Source organism: Rhodoferax saidenbachensis, from assembly GCF_001955715.1.
Taxonomy (GTDB): Bacteria; Pseudomonadota; Gammaproteobacteria; order Burkholderiales; family Burkholderiaceae_C; genus Allorhodoferax; species Allorhodoferax saidenbachensis.
Map to the genome: position 1 here is coordinate 1205927 of NZ_CP019239.1, position 16206 is coordinate 1222132.

Here is a 16206-nt window from a genome sequence, read left to right on the forward strand (position 1 = left end):
AACGCAGCCCTTGCAAATCCAAGATTGGCAAAAGGCTTCGACAGGCTCAGCCCGAACGGAAGTACTTTTTGCCTAACCCGTTTCTCTCTACCGTACAACGAATGTTCTGAAGGAGCCCACCATGACCACCAACACCGATCCCCGCATTGACCCCACCCGAGTGATCCGCGCCCCGCGTGGCACCGCGCTGACCTGCAAGAGCTGGCTGACCGAAGCCGCGTACCGCATGATCCAGAACAACCTGGACCCCGAAGTCGCCGAGAACCCGCAGGCCCTGGTGGTCTACGGCGGCATTGGCCGCGCCGCGCGCGACTGGGCCTGTTTTGACCAGATCCTGGCGTCGCTCAAAGACCTGAATGACGACGAATCGCTGCTGGTGCAATCTGGCAAGCCCGTGGGCGTGTTCAAGACCCACGCCAACGCGCCGCGCGTGCTGATCGCCAATTCCAACCTGGTGCCCAAGTGGGCCAACTGGGAACACTTCAATGAGCTGGACCGCAAGGGCCTGTTCATGTACGGCCAGATGACGGCGGGTAGCTGGATCTACATCGGCAGCCAGGGCATCGTGCAAGGCACGTTTGAGACTTTTGTGGAGGCTGGCCGCCAGCACTACAACAACAGCCTCGCGGGCAAGTGGATTCTGACCGCCGGTCTGGGCGGCATGGGCGGCGCACAGCCGTTGGCCGCCACGCTGGCCGGAGCCGTCTCGCTGAACATCGAGTGCCAGCAGAGCAGCATCGACTTCCGTCTGCGCACGCGTTATGTGGACAAGCAGGCGCGTGACATCGACCACGCGCTCGAACTCATCGCGCAACACTGCGCCGCGAAAGAAGCCGTCTCTATCGCCCTGCTGGGCAACGCGGCCGACATCCTGCCCGAGCTGGTGAAGCGCGCCAAGGCCGGCGCCATCAAGCCCGACCTGGTGACCGACCAGACCTCGGCGCACGATTTGATCAACGGCTATCTGCCCACCGGCTGGACCGTGGCCCAGTGGAAGACCGCGCAGCGCGACCCCGCACAACACAAACGCCTGACCGATGAAGCTGCCCAAAGCTGCGCGGTGCACGTGCAGGCCATGCTGGACTTCCAGGCCATGGGCATCCCCACGGTGGATTACGGCAACAACATCCGCCAGGTGGCGTTTGACGTGGGCGTGAAGAACGCGTTCGACTTCCCCGGCTTTGTGCCCGCCTACATCCGCCCGCTGTTCTGCGAAGGCAAGGGCCCGTTCCGCTGGGTGGCACTCTCTGGCGACCCGGAAGATATCTACAAGACCGACGCCAAGATCAAGGAACTGTTCCCCGAGAACAAACACACGCACCGCTGGCTCGACATGGCGCGCGAGCGCATCAGCTTCCAGGGCCTGCCCGCACGCATCTGCTGGCTCGGTCTGGGTGAGCGCCACATCGCCGGTCTGGCCTTCAATGAGATGGTGAAAAACGGCGAACTCAAAGCGCCGATCGTCATCGGCCGCGACCACCTGGACACCGGCTCGGTGGCTAGCCCGAACCGCGAAACCGAAGCCATGAAGGACGGCACCGATGCTGTGTCCGACTGGCCGCTGCTCAACGCGCTGCTCAACACTGCTGGCGGCGCCACCTGGGTCAGCCTGCACCATGGCGGTGGCGTGGGCATGGGCTACTCGCAGCACTCCGGCATGGTCATCGTGGCCGATGGTACCGATGCGGCCGCCGAGCGCCTGGCGCGTGTGCTGGTCAACGACAGCGGCTCGGGCGTCATGCGCCACGCTGATGCCGGTTACGACATCGCTGTCGCTACCGCGAAGAAGCAGGGCCTGAAACTGCCGATGATCAAGTGATAGGAAATCCGTTCGCCCTGAGCCTGTCGAAGGGCCCTTCGTCCTTGCTCAGGATAGGCTTCGACAGGCTCAGCCCGAACGGGACTCTTGACACACTGCAACTTCAATAAAACATGCTGCACCGCTTTGACATTGCCACCTTGCCTGCCACACCGTGGAAAAACGGCGGTGGCAGCACACGTGAAATCGTGTGTCGCCCCGAGGGCGCGGGCATGGATGGCTTCGACTGGCGCGTCAGCATTGCCACCATCGCACAGCCCGGGCCGTTCTCGGCCTTTCCGGGAGTGGACCGTGTGATCATGTTATTGGACGGCGATGGCGTGTTGTTGCAATCGGCCAGCGGCATCAACCATAGGCTGGGTGAAGCCTATGCGCCATTTGCCTTCTCCGGCGATGTGGCGCTGGACTGCACACTCTTGGGCGGTGCGTCTACCGACTTCAACGTGATGACGCGGCGCGGCGCCGTACGCGCGGAGGTGCAGGTGCTGCGGTCTGCTGCAGACCTGATGGCCTCAGCGCACGGTCTGCTATTGGCCCTGCAAGGGGATTGGCAGTTGCAGGGCGCGCAAGCTACCCTGTCTTGCACTGCAGGGCAGGGACTGTGGTGGGACGGTGCGCAACACGGCTGGCAAGCCACGCCGCAGCGCAGTGATGCGGCCCTGGTGTGGGTACGTCTGGACACGTAGGAGCCTGAAATTTATGAAAAAAGTGCCTGTAGCCCCCATGCAGTCTGCGCAAGCAGCTACGCATTTGATAGCAAATTTACCTAGCGCCAACGGTGTCTGGACGCATCTGCACCCCATGCCCGGTGCACTGGCCGATGGCGACATGCCTGCGGGTGAAGTCAGCCTGGTGGTGGAGCAGGGCCTCATTCGCTGGATCGGTGCAGGCGATGCCGTACCCGCCGCCTATGCTGCCTTGCCACGCTTTGACGGTGGCGGTGCGCTGCTCACGCCCGGCCTGGTCGACTGCCACACCCACTTGGTCTACGGCGGCCAGCGCGCCAATGAGTTTGCGATGCGGCTGGCCGATGCCAGCTACGAAGAGGTGGCCAAAGCAGGCGGAGGCATTGTCTCCAGCGTGCGCGCCACGCGTGAGGACGATGAAGACACGCTGTTCGCATCGGCCGCCCGTCGGCTCGAAGAGCTGCTGGCCGAGGGCGTCTGCGCGATAGAGATCAAATCCGGCTACGGCCTGGCACTCGAACACGAACGCAAGCAGTTGCGCGTGGCACGCCGCCTGGGCGAGGCCTATGGCGTCACCGTGCGCACCACCTTTCTAGGCGCGCATGCATTGCCGCCCGAATACGCAGGCCGCAGCCAGGACTACATCGATGTGGTCTGCAACGAGATGCTGCCAGCACTCGCCGCCGAGGGTCTGGTGGATGCAGTTGATGTGTTCTGCGAACGCATAGGCTTCTCGCTGGCCGAGACCGAACAAGTTTTCAAAGCGGCGAAGGCTTTGGGTTTGCCAGTCAAGTTGCATGCCGAACAACTCTCGGACATGGGCGGTTCGGCGCTGGCCGCACGTTATGGCGCGCTGTCGTGCGACCACATCGAACACTTGAGCGCGGAGGGCATTGCCACCATGAAGGCCGCGGGCACGGTGGCCGTGTTGCTGCCCGGCGCCTACTACACGCTGCGCGACACCCACCTGCCACCGATCCAGGCGCTGCGCGATGCCGGTGTGCCGATGGCGGTGAGCACTGACCACAACCCTGGCACCTCACCGGCCTTGAGTTTGCTGCTGATGGCGAACATGGCTTGCACGTTGTTCCGTCTGACGGTGCCGGAGGCGCTGGTCGGTATCACGCGCAACGCGGCGTTGGCGTTGGGGTTGCAGGACACCCATGGCACGATTGGTGTTGGGCGGCCGGCCAACTTTGTGTTGTGGGGTGTGCAGGAGGCTTCGGAGTTGGCTTATTGGTTTGGGCAGCGGCCGGTGAGGACGGTGGTGCGGCAGGGTAGGGTGGCGGTGTGACTGCCTCTCTTCTTTTGAGGGGTGCCTGCCGGCGGGGCAGGTCGGGTTGTGCGCCCGACAGATGGTTTGGCCGGGTCTCGCCCCGGCGGGCGACTCACTTTCTCTTGCTTCGCCAAGAGAAAGTAAGCAAAGAGAAGGCGACCCTACTGTCTGCGACCCTCCGCTGCGCTGCGGGCAACCTGCGGTGCTCGGGGTCGGGGGGGTCTGGCTCGAACTCGCCCTGCGGGCTCAAACAATCGCCAGCCCTCATCCGCCGCCCCCTGCGCTCCTCGGCGTATACAGAAGGGATTGGGGGAATACACGCCATCGCTGCGCTCGGCGCGTCCGCGCGCAGGCGCGGACGGGATGTTGGTAGTTGCTACCCGGTGGTTACTGTCACCGCCGTAATGAGGAGGCGAGTAGCGCAGGTTTGGGCGGATCAGGGCTGGCGATTGTTTGAGGCGATAGCCGAGTTCGAGCCAGACCCCGCCCAAACCGAGCAACGCAGCGTGCCCGTAGCGAAGCGCAGGGCCGACGAATCCGGCTCGCCTTTCTTTGCTTACTTTCTTTGGCGAAGCAAAGAAAGTGAGTGCGCTGTCGGGCGCATATCCCGACATGCCACGCAACCAAAACAATCACCATGAATAAAACACTATTCGCCCAGGACGCTTTGTTACCCACCGGCTGGGCCAAAAACGTCCTGCTGCAATGGAACGCGCAGGGTCAACTCACCCAAGTGCAAACCAACAGCACCCCCGACAGCACGGCGCAAAAGGCAATAGGGCCAATCATCCCCGGCACTCCCAACCTCCACTCCCACGCCTTCCAACGCGCCTTCGGCGGCCTCACCGAATACCGCGGTCAAAGCCTGGATGGAGGGCAAGACAGCTTCTGGAGCTGGCGCACGCTGATGTATCGCTTCGCGCAGCGCATCACGCCCGCACAGCTGGAGGCCATCGCCACCTGGCTCTACATCGAGATGCTGGAGGCGGGTTACACCTCTGTCTGCGAATTCCACTACGTGCACCACGACCAAAGCGGCCAGCCTTATGCCGACGACGCGACGCTGGCCCAGTGCCTGCTGCGCGCCGCGCAGAAGACCGGCATGGGTCTGACGCTGCTGCCCGTGCTGTACCAGACCAGCGGTTTTGGTGCCACGCCACCGTCTGAGGGCCAGCGCCGATTTATCCGCAGCACCGACAACATGCTGCGTTTGCTGGAGCGCTTGAAGCCTCTGTGCGAAGCGCAGGGCGCGCGCCTGGGCCTGGCGCCGCATTCGCTGCGTGCCGTACCGCCCGATGGACTGCGCGATGCGCTCGCGGGCTTGAATACCATCGACGCCACTGCCCCGGTGCACATCCACATCGCTGAGCAGACCGGCGAGGTCGATGCCTGCGTGGCCTGGAGCGGCCAACGTCCGGTGGAATGGTTGCTGAACCATGCCGAGGTCAACGCACGCTGGTGCCTGGTACACGCCACGCACATGAACGAGGCTGAGTACCAGCGCGCCGCACAAAGCGGCGCCGTGGCCGGCATTTGCCCCAGCACGGAGGCCAATTTGGGCGATGGTATTTTTGACATGCCACGCTGGCTCTCAAACGGTGGCGCCTGGGGTGTGGGCTCGGACAGCCACGCCACGGTGAATGCCGCCGAAGAACTGATGCTGCTCGAATACGGCCAGCGCCTGCACCTGCGCCAGCGCAATGTGCTGGCCACTCCCCAGCAGTCGCAGGTCGCCACTGCCATGACTTTGCAGGTTTTGCAGGGTGGTGCGCAAGCCGCAGGCCGCACCATTGCTGGCCTGACCGTGGGCCAGCAGGCGGACTTTGTGGCGCTCGACGCCCAGCACATTGCACTCGCAGGTTTGTCCGCGCCCGAGATGCTATCTGCCCATGTGTTTGCTAGCCACCGCACCTCCGCATTGGACGGCGTCTGGGTTGCGGGCCAGCAGCAGGTACAGGCCGGTCGCCATGCATTGCACGACGAGGCCGCACAGGCGTTTGTGCAGGCGCGTCGGCGTCTGCTGGTTGAATAACGTGAAAAATCCGTTCGCCCTGAGCCCGTCGAAGGGCTTCGACAGGCTCAGCCCGAACGGTGTTGATATGAAAGTTCGAAAACCATGACCATCACCACCGAAGCCCCTTTCATCTTTCATCAGGGCACCCGTCCCCTGCTGATTTCCATGCCGCACGTGGGTACGCATGTGCCGCCAGCGATTGCCACGCGCCTGACGCCCGAAGGCCGCGAGGTGCATGACACCGACTGGCATCTGGGCCGCCTCTACGACTTCGCCAAGGCAATGGGCGCTTCCATCCTCATGGCCACGCATTCGCGCTATGTGGTGGACCTGAACCGTCCGCCCGATGGCGCCAGCCTCTACCCGGGCCAGAGCGTCACAGGCCTGTGCCCGGTCGATACTTTCAATGACACGCCGTTGTATGCCGATGGCAATGGGCCTGATGAGGCCGAGATCGCCGCGCGGCGCGAGGCGGTCTGGCGGCCGTACCATGACCAGCTCGCTGCCGAGTTGGCACGTATCAAGGCCCGGCATGGCATCGCGATGCTGTGGGACGCACATTCCATCCGTTCGGTCGTTCCGCGCTTCTTCGAGGGCAAGCTGCCCGATTTCAACCTCGGCACCGCCGATGGCGCGAGTTGCGACCTGGTGCTGGCGCAGCAACTGCTGGCGATTGCCCAGGCCTCGCTGGGCTACACCGCCGTGCTCAATGGCCGCTTCAAGGGCGGTCACATCACCCGCCACTACGGTCAACCCGCACACAACGTCCATGCGGTGCAATTGGAGATGACGCAATGCAGCTATATGCAGGAGCACATGCCGTTCGACTACCTGCCCGACGTAGCCGAGCGTGTGCAGCCTACGCTGCAAGCGCTGCTGCAGACAGTGCTTGCCTTTGCTGAGCGCCGAGACCATTGAGATGACGACGCCAAGCTTGATCGAAGAACTGGTTGCGGCATTGGGTGCTGATGCGGTGCGCAGCGGTGACGCCATTGACGCGCGTTACCAGGCTGACTGGAGTGGTACAGCACCCGTACTTCCTTTGGCTCTGCTGCGGCCCGCCAGCACCGAACAGGTGGCAGCGGCCTTGCGCATCTGCCACACGCACCGGGTGCCCGTGGTGCCACAAGGCGGTATGACCGGCCTGGCCGGCGGCGCTGTTCCGCAGCTTGACGGTGTGGCTTTGTCGCTGGAGCGTATGAACGCTATCGAGCGGGTCGATGCCGCAGCGGCCACCATCACGGTGCAAGCCGGTGCCACATTGCAGGCCGTGCAGGAAGCTGCATTGGCGCAGGGCTTGCTGTTTGGCGTGGACCTGGGCGCGCGCGGCACCTGCCAGATTGGCGGCAACCTGGCCACCAATGCCGGTGGCAATGGCGTAGTGCAGTACGGCATGGCGCGCGAGCAGGTGCTGGGGCTGGAGGTGGTGCTGGCCGATGGCACGGTGTTGCCCATGCTGCGCCCCATGCTCAAGAACAACACGGGTTACGACCTCAAGCACTGGTTCATCGGCTCCGAAGGTACGCTGGGCATCATCACGCGCGCCGTGCTGGTACTGCGTCCGGCGCCGCGCGCACGCGTCAGTACGCTGGTGGCCTTGCCGGACTACGCCAGTGCCATCCGTTTGCTGCGCCGCTTGCAGGCCCGCTTTCCCGGGGCGCTGGCGGCGTTTGAGCTCATGTGGGACGACTTCTTCAGCACCTCGCTGCGCTGGAGCCAGATGGCGTCGCCGCTGTCGCAGGCCTATCCGTTCCAGGTGCTGGCCGAAGTCACTGGACACGTGGAAGCGGATCTGGCCGAAGCGCTGCAAAACACGCTGGGCGAGGCCATGGAAGACGGCAGCGTACTGGATGCCGTGGTGGCCCAGTCGCAGGCCCAGGCGCGCGCGCTTTGGCGCATTCGCGAAGCCACGGCGGAGTTCCCTACGCACCTGGCGCCCATCAACTTTGACATCAGCCTGCCGCTAGACCAGATCGACGCCTTTGCAGAAGAGTGCGTGCAGGCGCTGACTGCACGCTGGCCGACGCAACGCAGTTTTCGCTTTGGCCATCTGGGTGACGGCAATCTGCACCTGACCACCGATGCGCGCTCGCTTGCCGGCGGTATCTCGCTGGCTGAGGCGGAGCATGCGGTGGAAGAGATCGTCTACGGCCTGCTGGCGCAGCGCGGCGGCAGTGTCTCGGCCGAGCACGGCATCGGCCTGCACAAAAAGCCTTACCTGCATGTAAGCCGCACACCTGCCGAACTGGCCGCCATGCGCGCCATCAAGCAGGCGCTCGATCCTTTGAATCTGCTCAACCCGGGCAAGGTGTTTGACCTCCATCCTTTTGCTACGAAAGCGACTCCATGACTGTTGCCACCCTCACCGCAAGCGCTGAACTGCTGACCCGTCTTGCCCGCCCCGAAGTGCGTGATTTGCCGGCCTACAACGCCGGCTTGTCTTCCGAGGTCGTGCGCCAGCGTTATGGTGTCAGCCATGTAGCGCGCCTGGCCAGCAACGAAAACCCGCTCGGCCCCAGCCCGGCTGTGGGCCGGGCGCTGGCGCAGCTCGCGCAGACCATCGGCCTGTACCCCGACGCCAATTGCCGCGCCCTGCGCGCTGCCATCGCCGCACGCACTGGCGCAAAGCCGGAGCAGGTGGTGGTAGGCAATGGTTCGGAGAACTTGCTGGAAGTGTTGTGTCAGGCTTTTCTGGAGCCGGGCGACCGTGTGGTCACGTTGCTGCCCTCCTTTGGTCTGCACGAAATTTACCCTCGCATGATGGGTGCCAAGGTGCAAATGTTGCCGGTCACACCTGCGCTGGAGTTCGATGTGGATGCCTGGTGCGCTGCATTGACCGCAGGGCCAGCGCCTAAGTTGGCCATGCTCAGCAACCCGTCCAACCCGGTTGGCTGCATGCTGGACGCAGCGGCATTTCGCCGCATTGTGCAGGCGACGCCACAGGAAACCCTGCTGGTGATCGACGAAGCCTATTACGAATACGCGTTACGCACGCCCGGCTTCCCGGATGCGCTGGCGGAGCTTCGCGCGCAAAACCGCCCGTGGATCGTTCTGCGTACCTTCTCCAAAGCCTGGGGTCTGGCTGGTTTGCGTGTGGGTTATGGCATTGCCTCGGATGACAAACTGGTGCAGATGCTGGACCGCGTACGCACGCCGTTCAATGTGAATCTGGCAGCACAGACAGCAGCACTGGCCGCATGGAACGATGTTGCGTACATGGAAAAATGCGTAAGTGACACCGTGGCGCAGCGCCAGTGGCTGGCCACGCAATTGCACGCCATGGGCGTGCGCATGGCGCCGTCAGCCACCAACTTCCTGTTTGTCGACCTGCAGCGCCCCAATGGCCCGGTGGCCGAGGCGTTGTTGCAACGCGGCGTTGTCGTTAAGCCGTGGAAGGAAGTGGGCTATGAGAACTTTATCCGCGTTTCCATTGGCAGCGTGCAAGACAACGCGCTGTTTCTGCAGGCCTTTGCAGACGCGATGCGCAACCCTGTTTAAGGTTGTGCTGAATAAGCCCGTTCGCGTTGAGCTTGGCCTGTCCTGAGCTTGGCGAAGGGCGAAACGCAGTCCTTACAAATCAAGGGCTTGCTAAGAGCTTCGACAAGCTCAGCCCGAACGGAGGCATTACCTTAAGACGCCTTCAATTCAAACACCAGGCAGGTGGTGGTGGCGTGCGCGTACAGCGTGCCGTCCGGTCCGACGATGCGGGCTTCTGCGGTGGCCAACTGGCGGCCGCAATGGATCACGGTGCCGATGGCACGCACCCTGGGTGCCTTGGCCGGGTTGATAGCCTTGACCAAATTCACGCCCAGCTCCGCCGTGGTGTACCCGCGGCCCACCGGCATCATGGTGTGCACCGCGCAACCCAGGGCTGAGTCGAGCAGCGTGGCGTACCAGCCGCCGTGGATGCCACCCATGGGGTTCAGGTGCGTTGGACCGGGTGCGCCCTGGAACACAGCACGGCCTTCACTGACCTCGATCAACTGAAAGTCCAGCGTCTTGGCGATGGGCGGGTAGGGCAGTTCGCCGCGCAGCATGGCCTGCATCATTTCCAGTCCGGTTTTGCCTGCCACCTGGTCGGGACGGGACACACCGGCGCCCGCTCCGGCGTTCAGGCGGTTCGTGATTTCCTGCTCTTGGGCGATCCAGGTTTCTAGTACGGATACGTTAGACATTGCTGTGTTCCTTTCAGGGGGATTTAATACTATAGTTGCATATGCATCAATTGTAGCTACAATCATCTGCATGAAAACCGAAGTCAAGCCCGACATTGCAAATTTCCACCCGGACAAGCCGCAGGGCTGTACCAATCTGAAACTGCGCCAGCTCATGCGGCGTGTTGCGCAGCACTACGACGTGGAGCTGGCCAAGACCGGCCTGAAGACCACGCAGTATTCGCTGCTGTCCCATGTGGTGAAGCTTGGGCCGATTCGTGCCGTGGATCTGGCGGGTGTGATGCGCATGAGCACCTCCACCCTGTCGCGCAACCTGCAGCCGTTGGCGGCGATGGGCGTGATCGAAATCCTGCCCGGCGCCGATGCGCGCAGTCGCCTGATCAGTGCGACCGAAGCCGGCCAGCACAAGCGCACCGAAGCGCAGCGCAAATGGCGCATCGCGCAAGAAGGCATCAACCAGACATTGGGCGCGCAGCGCGTGCTGGCCCTGCATGCGCTGATAGACGAATCCCTTGAACTGTTGTCCCCCGCGGACGGAGAAAACGACGATGTCTGAACAAATCAAAAAATATGCCGTCTGGCTGGTGCTGCTGGCGGCGGCCGGCACCTTTGCCCTCACCATGGGCGTGCGCCAGACCATGGGTTTGTTCATGGGTTCGCTGAATACCTCCACCGGTTTGGGCGTGGGCCAGATCAGTCTGGCGTTCGCGTTTGGGCAGCTGTGGTGGGGGCTGACGCAGCCGTTTGCCGGTGCGTTCGCCGACCGCGTGGGCGCCGGGCGCGTGCTGCTCCTCGGTGTGGCGTTGGTGGCCTTGGGCACTTTCATCACCCCCTTCATGACCACCACTGCTGGCTTGATCTTCGCCATCGGCGTACTGGCTGCGGGCGGCGCTGGTATGGCAGGCCCCGCCGTATTGATGGCCGCGACCACGCGCCTGTTACCACCCGAGAAGCGCGGTGTGGCCACTGGCATCGTCAACGCCGGCGGCTCGTTTGGCCAGTTCCTGATGGCGCCGATTGCCGGTGCATTGATCCTGGGCGTCGGCTGGGGCAATGCGATGCAGGTGATGGCGGCCATCGTGCTGTTGGCGCTGCCCGCGGCTTTCTTCCTGAAGGGCAATAACGTGCAGGCTGCAGTGCCTGGCGTCAAATCGGTCAGTACCGGGGAGGCCGTGCGCACAGCGTTGCGCACCCCAAGCTTCTTGCTGTTGGCCACAGGTTTTTTTGTCTGCGGTTTCCACGTCGCATTTCTCGCGACCCATTTGCCCGGCGTCGTTGCTGCCTGCGGCCTGCCGGTGCAATGGGGCGCCTGGGCGCTGGCTACGCTGGGCCTGTTCAATATCGTCGGTAGCATTGCAATGGGCTGGGCGGTTGGTCGCTGGCGCATGAAGTCGCTGCTGTCGCTGGTCTATGCGGTGCGTGCTGTGGCGGTGCTGGTGTTCCTGTTCGCACCCAAGACCGGTCCGGTCGTGCTGGTGTTCGCCGCAGTGATGGGTGTGAGCTTTTTGTCCACCGTCCCGCCCACCGCGGGCCTGGTCGCCAAGTTCTTTGGCACGGCCAATATGGCGACGTTGTTTGGCCTGGTGATGTTGACGCACCAGGTGGGCGGTTTCCTGGGCGCCTATCTGGGTGGCAAGGTGTTTGATGCGACCGGCAGTTACGACTGGATCTGGTACGCCGATATCTTGCTGGCAATAGCTGCCGCGCTGATTCACTTGCCGATCAAAGAGGCCAAGTTGCCAGCGCGCGCGGTGGCTGCATGAGCACTACCGCTGCGCTGGACCCGCGCACTCGCCTGTTGCTCGAAGGCCCCATCGTTTCCACGCTGTTGCGTCTGGGTGCACCGATGGTCCTGGTGATGGTGGCGCAAGCCGCGGTTGGGCTGATCGAGACCTGGTTTGTCGGCAAGCTGGGTACCGACGCACTGGCCGGCATGGCGCTGGTGTTCCCTGCGGTGATGCTGATGCAGATGATGTCGGCGGGTGCCATGGGCGGCGGCATTGCGTCCGCCATTGCCCGCGCTTTGGGCGCGCGCCGCCTTGACGATGCGGATGCCCTGGTGTTCCATGCGCTGGTGATTGGGCTGCTGTTTGCGGCTGCGTTCACGCTGAGCTTGTTGTTGGGTGGGCGCTGGCTGTACACCCGCATGGGTGGCTCCGGCGCGGCCCTGGAAGCGGCCATGCAGTATTCCAACTGGGTGTTCGCCGGGGCGGTGCTGGTGTGGATGTTCAATTCGCTCTCCGCCATCATCCGCGGCACCGGCAATATGGCGGTGCCCGCGGTCGTGACGGTCGGTGGGCTGGTGTTCTTGGTTCCGCTTTCACCCCTGTTGATTTTTGGCTGGGGCCCTGTGCCAGCGATGGGTATTGCCGGTGGCGCGTTGGCGCTGTTGGTCTATTACGCGGTCGGCACGCTGGTGTTGATCGCCTATATGCGCTCCGGCCGCAGCCTGCTGCGCATCGGGTGGGCACATTGCAAGATGCGCTGGCCCTTGTTCAAGGACATTCTGCGGGTCGGCGTGATCGGTGCGGTATCCACGGTGGCGACCAACGTGTGTATTGCCATTGCCACGGCGCTCTCCGGTGCTTTCGGCCCCACCGCCATTGCGGGTTATGGCACGGCTTCGCGGCTGGAATACCTGCTGGTGCCCTTGGTGTTTGGCCTGGGTGCGCCACTGGTGGCGATGGTCGGCACCTGTGTGGGCGCCGGTCAGCGCGAGCGTGCCATGCGGGCCACCTGGATCGGCGCAGGCATGGCGTTTTTATTGGCGGAAGCCATTGGTATTGCGGCGGCGCTGTTTCCCGCGGCCTGGTTGTCGCTGTTTGACAGCGACCCGGCGATGATTGCTGCGGGCGCGCGCTACCTGCAGATCGTCGGCCCGTTTTACGGCTTCTTCGGTCTGGGGCTGGTGTTGTACTTTGCATCGCAGGGCGCAGGCAAGTTGTTGTGGCCCATCATTGGCAACGGGGCGCGCCTGTTGGTCGCTGCGGTGGGTGGTTTGCTGGCGCTGCAGTGGGGCGGTGATCTGGGTATTGTGTTTGCGGCGCAGGCGGCTGCGATGGTGGTGTACGGCGTGGTCAACGCGTATGCGATTGCGGGTGGCGCGTGGTTTGGCAGACCCGGTTGGCCGCGGTTGCCGGGGGCTTGGGCGCGGGCTTGAGTTTTTAAGGCATCGTTTGCGCGAGGGCGCAGTCGGACTATGTGTTTTGCTCCGTGTCCTCCGGGCCGTGAGGGCCCTCCTCCTTTCCCTGCGCAAAACCCAAAGCCCGACTAGGCCTTCTGCAATATGCGTAGCGGTAGTAAGCTAGGCATCTATGACCACCTTCACCAAAGTAATCCTGTTTACCGACACCGATGGCCGCGCGAAGTTTCGGGAAGAAACCGTGCCGCTGGACCAGGGTACGCCGCAATCAATGCTTTCTGAAGTATTTGCCACTGGCGGTTACCAGTTGCGTACCAGCCCGGTGGGGTTTCGCAGCCAGTTCCATTGCTCGGGCCATACGCAGTGGTGCTTCATTTTGGGCGGGCAGATGGAGATTGGCATCCAGGACGGTGTGTCGCGCATCTTCAAGCCGGGTGAACATTTCTATTCGGCTGATCTGCTGCCCGAAGGTGCGGTGTTTGACCCGGCCATCCATGGGCACTGGAGTCGGCAGGTCGGCCCCGACCCGTTGGTGACTTTGTTCGTTCGCGGTTAACCGCGGTCCGCGGCACCCTGCAGCGCACCGGACAGCAGATGTATTACGCCGGATAGCGTGGACTGCACACCCTGCACCAGACCCGCCGCCACATCGCGGGCCGTGATGGAGCGATAGTCTTTGGGGATGAGGGGCTTGAAAACACGGCTGATGACCAGTGCAATGCCTTCACCGGCGCGCGTGGGCTGGTTCAAGGCCTCGCGGTCCCCGGCCAGCATGGAGGGGCGGGCGATGACCACGCTCTGGAAGCCCAGACCGGCCAGCGCCACCTCCATCTCGCCCTTGACCCGGTTGTAGAAAATCGACGAGCGCGGGTCGGCACCCATGGCGCTGACTACTCCTAATTTCGTAGCGCCTTGCGCACGCGCTGCGCGGGCTGCAGCCACAACAGCCTCGTAATCCACGGCGCGGAAGGCTTCCTGGCTGCCAGCCACCTTGATGGTGGTGCCCAACGCAATAAAGACCTCGTCCACGGCCGGCAATGCTGCCAGCGTGGAGAGGTCTTTGAAGTCCACCACATGCTGTGCCAGCTTGCGGTGGGTAGCGATGGAGCCCGCCAACTGGCGGCGCCCCACGCTGTGTACCTTGGTGTAGCGCTTATCGGCTAGAAGATCCGCCAGGACCTCGCGGCCCACGAGGCCCGTTGCCCCCACGACCATTGCCACCGCCGCCGCCGTATCCGCCGCCGTTGCCGCCATAACCGCCACCTCCCGTATTGGAACCTCCGCGGTTGCCGCCACCATAGCCGCCTCCACCGCCACCACGGCGTGCGCCGCGTCCAGCCATCATATCGACGCTGGTACGCATCGGGTCGGGTTGTGCGGTGGAAGGACGCGGAGCGCGGCCTTCATGCGTGAAACCTGCTGGAGGTTGGTGCTCGGAATTGCCACCACCACCTTGGCGAGGTCCACGGTTTTGTGGTGGGCGTGCGCCTTGAGGACGGGGCTGCTGGTCGCCACGGGCTGGGCCCCGGCCACCACCATTGCCGCCACCGCCGTTGCGCGGGCCGCCACGGCCGCCGCCGCCGCCATTTCCACCACCGTTGCCACCGCCTTGACCGGCTTTGTTGTCGCGCACGCGCTGCATCATTTCGGTCCGTGCGGCGCGGGCAGCTGCCTGCATCACGTCACGGCTTGGGGGCTTGCCAGCGCCGCCCCAGATGGTCTGGCGGCCCATGGCGATGGGCTCACCCTTTTCGCCTGGCTCGGGGCCGAAGCCTTCGATGATCTTGACTTCGATGTTCTGCTTGGTGAAGCGTTCGATGTCCTGCATGAAGCCTTCTTCGTCCAGGCACACCAGATTCACCGCGGCGCCATCGGCACCGGCGCGGCCAGTACGGCCAATGCGGTGCACATAGTCCTCGCTGACGTTCGGGATTTCGTAGTTCACCACGTGTGGCAGGTCGTCGATGTCAATACCGCGGGCGGCAATGTCAGTGGCGACCAAAGCGCGCACGTCGCCGCTCTTGAAGCCGGCCAGCGCCTGCGTACGGGCGGCCTGGCTCTTGTTGCCGTGCAGGGCCATGGCAGTGATGCCGTTCTTTTCCAGGAACTCGGCGACGTTGTTGGCGCCGAACTTGGTGCGCGTGAACACCAGCACCTGGCTCCAGTTTTGCTCGTTGATGATGTGGGCCAGCAGGGCCTTTTTCTTGCCACGGCCGACCGGGTGGATCACCTGGGTGATGCGTTGCACGGTGGTGTTGCGCGGAGTCACCTGCACGCTTTGCGGGTTCTTCAACAGGCCATTGGCCAGGTCACGGATTTCGTCGCTGAAGGTGGCGGAGAACAGCAGGCTCTGCTTTTCCTTGGGCACCAGGGCCAGCACCTTCTTCACGTCATGGATGAAGCCCATGTCCAGCATGCGGTCGGCTTCGTCCAGCACCAGGATTTGCACTTGGCCGAGGTCCAGCATGCCTTGTTGTGCCAGATCCAGCAGACGGCCAGGGGTGGCCACCAGAATGTCCACGCCCTTTTTGAGCTTGGAGATTTGCGGGTTCATGCCAACACCGCCAAAAATCACGGTGGAGGACAGTTGCAGGTACTTGCCGTAAATGCGTGCGGACTCTTCCACCTGGGCGGCGAGTTCACGGGTGGGTGTCAGCACCAGGGCACGGATGCCAGTGCCGCCAAATTTGTTTTGCGCACTGCGGCTCATGGAGAGGCGGTGCAGCAGGGGCAGCATAAAGGCAGCGGTTTTGCCGGTGCCGGTCTGGGCGCCGCCCAGCAGGTCATGGCCTTCCATGACCAGGGGGATGGCTTGCTCCTGGATGGCCGTAGGGGTTTCGTAACCTTCCTCGCGCACGGCTTTCACAATGGCGGGGGCCAGTTTCAATTCTTCGAAGTTCATAGTAGTGCGCCCATCCGGGGCGCTTAAGGATCGGCCTGTACCGCGGTCGCAACAGCGGTTCAGTCAAAGGCAGATGGATTTCAGGGGTGGACGCAAATTGTCGGTCTGGTCCCCAGCAAGGTGCTGGCGTTGTGGGCAACTGACGCGCCACAACAGGCCGTATTGTCGCACGTTGTGCCTTCAACCCCGAAA

Annotated in this window: 14 protein-coding genes; 11 read left to right on the top strand and 3 right to left on the bottom strand. The window is 63.4% G+C overall.

All coding sequences use genetic code 11. The features are described 5' to 3' along the window. Nucleotides 1-121: 121 nt before the first annotated feature. The 7 genes from hutU to RS694_RS05805 all read left to right on the top strand — a co-directional run bounded on the left by hutU (nucleotide 122) and on the right by RS694_RS05805 (nucleotide 9293). Complete coding sequence (hutU, locus tag RS694_RS05775; RefSeq protein ID WP_029706037.1) at nucleotides 122-1819, top strand: urocanate hydratase; 1698 nt, start codon at nucleotides 122-124, stop codon at nucleotides 1817-1819. Between the two features lie 113 nt (nucleotides 1820-1932). After that, nucleotides 1933-2505, top strand: coding sequence for a HutD/Ves family protein (locus RS694_RS05780; RefSeq protein WP_029706035.1), 573 nt, complete (start codon nucleotides 1933-1935; stop codon nucleotides 2503-2505). A 37-nt stretch (nucleotides 2506-2542) separates the two neighbouring features. Next, nucleotides 2543-3799: an imidazolonepropionase gene (gene hutI, locus RS694_RS05785; protein WP_029706034.1), complete on the top strand. Its 1257-nt coding sequence runs from the start codon at nucleotides 2543-2545 to the stop codon at nucleotides 3797-3799. A 619-nt stretch (nucleotides 3800-4418) separates the two neighbouring features. Further along, nucleotides 4419-5813, top strand: coding sequence for a formimidoylglutamate deiminase (locus RS694_RS05790; RefSeq protein ID WP_029706033.1), 1395 nt, complete (start codon nucleotides 4419-4421; stop codon nucleotides 5811-5813). 84 nt (nucleotides 5814-5897) lie between these two features. Next, complete coding sequence (gene hutG, locus RS694_RS05795) at nucleotides 5898-6713, top strand: N-formylglutamate deformylase (RefSeq protein ID WP_029706032.1); 816 nt, start codon at nucleotides 5898-5900, stop codon at nucleotides 6711-6713. Nucleotide 6714: 1 nt separating this feature from the next. Next, nucleotides 6715-8145, top strand: coding sequence for an FAD-binding oxidoreductase (locus RS694_RS05800; protein ID WP_029706031.1), 1431 nt, complete (start codon nucleotides 6715-6717; stop codon nucleotides 8143-8145). Beyond that, complete coding sequence (locus tag RS694_RS05805) at nucleotides 8142-9293, top strand: histidinol-phosphate transaminase (RefSeq protein WP_029706030.1); 1152 nt, start codon at nucleotides 8142-8144, stop codon at nucleotides 9291-9293. The genes RS694_RS05800 and RS694_RS05805 overlap by 4 nt, the downstream gene beginning before the upstream one ends. 131 nt (nucleotides 9294-9424) lie before the next feature. Here the strand turns inward: RS694_RS05805 and RS694_RS05810 are convergent, their stop codons facing one another. Beyond that, complete coding sequence (locus RS694_RS05810; protein ID WP_029706029.1) at nucleotides 9425-9970, bottom strand: PaaI family thioesterase; 546 nt, start codon at nucleotides 9968-9970, stop codon at nucleotides 9425-9427. Nucleotides 9971-10040: 70 nt separating this feature from the next. On the opposite strand from RS694_RS05810, the gene RS694_RS05815 reads away from it, so the two are divergent. From RS694_RS05815 to RS694_RS05830, 4 genes are all read left to right on the top strand, one after another. Beyond that, a complete protein-coding gene (locus RS694_RS05815; RefSeq protein WP_029706028.1) occupies nucleotides 10041-10526 on the top strand; it encodes a MarR family winged helix-turn-helix transcriptional regulator in 486 nt (161 codons plus the stop codon). After that, complete coding sequence (locus RS694_RS05820; protein WP_076069457.1) at nucleotides 10519-11733, top strand: MFS transporter; 1215 nt, start codon at nucleotides 10519-10521, stop codon at nucleotides 11731-11733. Before RS694_RS05815 ends, RS694_RS05820 begins: the two co-directional genes overlap by 8 nt. Further along, complete coding sequence (locus tag RS694_RS05825) at nucleotides 11730-13130, top strand: MATE family efflux transporter (protein WP_029706026.1); 1401 nt, start codon at nucleotides 11730-11732, stop codon at nucleotides 13128-13130. The genes RS694_RS05820 and RS694_RS05825 overlap by 4 nt, the downstream gene beginning before the upstream one ends. A gap of 154 nt (nucleotides 13131-13284) precedes the next feature. Continuing rightward, nucleotides 13285-13668: a cupin domain-containing protein gene (locus tag RS694_RS05830; protein WP_029706025.1), complete on the top strand. Its 384-nt coding sequence runs from the start codon at nucleotides 13285-13287 to the stop codon at nucleotides 13666-13668. On the opposite strand, the gene RS694_RS05835 is transcribed toward RS694_RS05830, so the two are convergent. Both RS694_RS05835 and RS694_RS05840 read right to left on the bottom strand, forming a co-directional pair. After that, the gene (locus tag RS694_RS05835) at nucleotides 13665-14303 is read right to left on the bottom strand and encodes a Rossmann-fold NAD(P)-binding domain-containing protein (RefSeq protein ID WP_241463849.1); all 639 of its coding nucleotides are present in this window, start codon (nucleotides 14301-14303) and stop codon (nucleotides 13665-13667) included. The genes RS694_RS05830 and RS694_RS05835 overlap by 4 nt on opposite strands. Further along, nucleotides 14266-16014: a DEAD/DEAH box helicase gene (locus RS694_RS05840; protein ID WP_076069459.1), complete on the bottom strand. Its 1749-nt coding sequence runs from the start codon at nucleotides 16012-16014 to the stop codon at nucleotides 14266-14268. Before RS694_RS05840 ends, RS694_RS05835 begins: the two co-directional genes overlap by 38 nt. Nucleotides 16015-16206 lie beyond the last annotated feature (192 nt).

Coding starts and splice junctions, on each gene's coding strand:
- RS694_RS05805 (WP_029706030.1), top strand. CDS start 8,142: ATGACTGTTGCCACCCTCACCGCAAGCGCTGAACTGCTGACCCGTCTT.
- hutG (WP_029706032.1), top strand. CDS start 5,898: ATGACCATCACCACCGAAGCCCCTTTCATCTTTCATCAGGGCACCCGT.
- RS694_RS05800 (WP_029706031.1), top strand. CDS start 6,715: ATGACGACGCCAAGCTTGATCGAAGAACTGGTTGCGGCATTGGGTGCT.
- RS694_RS05815 (WP_029706028.1), top strand. CDS start 10,041: ATGAAAACCGAAGTCAAGCCCGACATTGCAAATTTCCACCCGGACAAG.
- RS694_RS05820 (WP_076069457.1), top strand. CDS start 10,519: ATGTCTGAACAAATCAAAAAATATGCCGTCTGGCTGGTGCTGCTGGCG.
- RS694_RS05810 (WP_029706029.1), bottom strand. CDS start 9,970: ATGTCTAACGTATCCGTACTAGAAACCTGGATCGCCCAAGAGCAGGAA.
- RS694_RS05780 (WP_029706035.1), top strand. CDS start 1,933: ATGCTGCACCGCTTTGACATTGCCACCTTGCCTGCCACACCGTGGAAA.
- hutU (WP_029706037.1), top strand. CDS start 122: ATGACCACCAACACCGATCCCCGCATTGACCCCACCCGAGTGATCCGC.
- RS694_RS05830 (WP_029706025.1), top strand. CDS start 13,285: ATGACCACCTTCACCAAAGTAATCCTGTTTACCGACACCGATGGCCGC.
- RS694_RS05790 (WP_029706033.1), top strand. CDS start 4,419: ATGAATAAAACACTATTCGCCCAGGACGCTTTGTTACCCACCGGCTGG.
- RS694_RS05825 (WP_029706026.1), top strand. CDS start 11,730: ATGAGCACTACCGCTGCGCTGGACCCGCGCACTCGCCTGTTGCTCGAA.
- hutI (WP_029706034.1), top strand. CDS start 2,543: ATGCAGTCTGCGCAAGCAGCTACGCATTTGATAGCAAATTTACCTAGC.
- RS694_RS05840 (WP_076069459.1), bottom strand. CDS start 16,014: ATGAACTTCGAAGAATTGAAACTGGCCCCCGCCATTGTGAAAGCCGTG.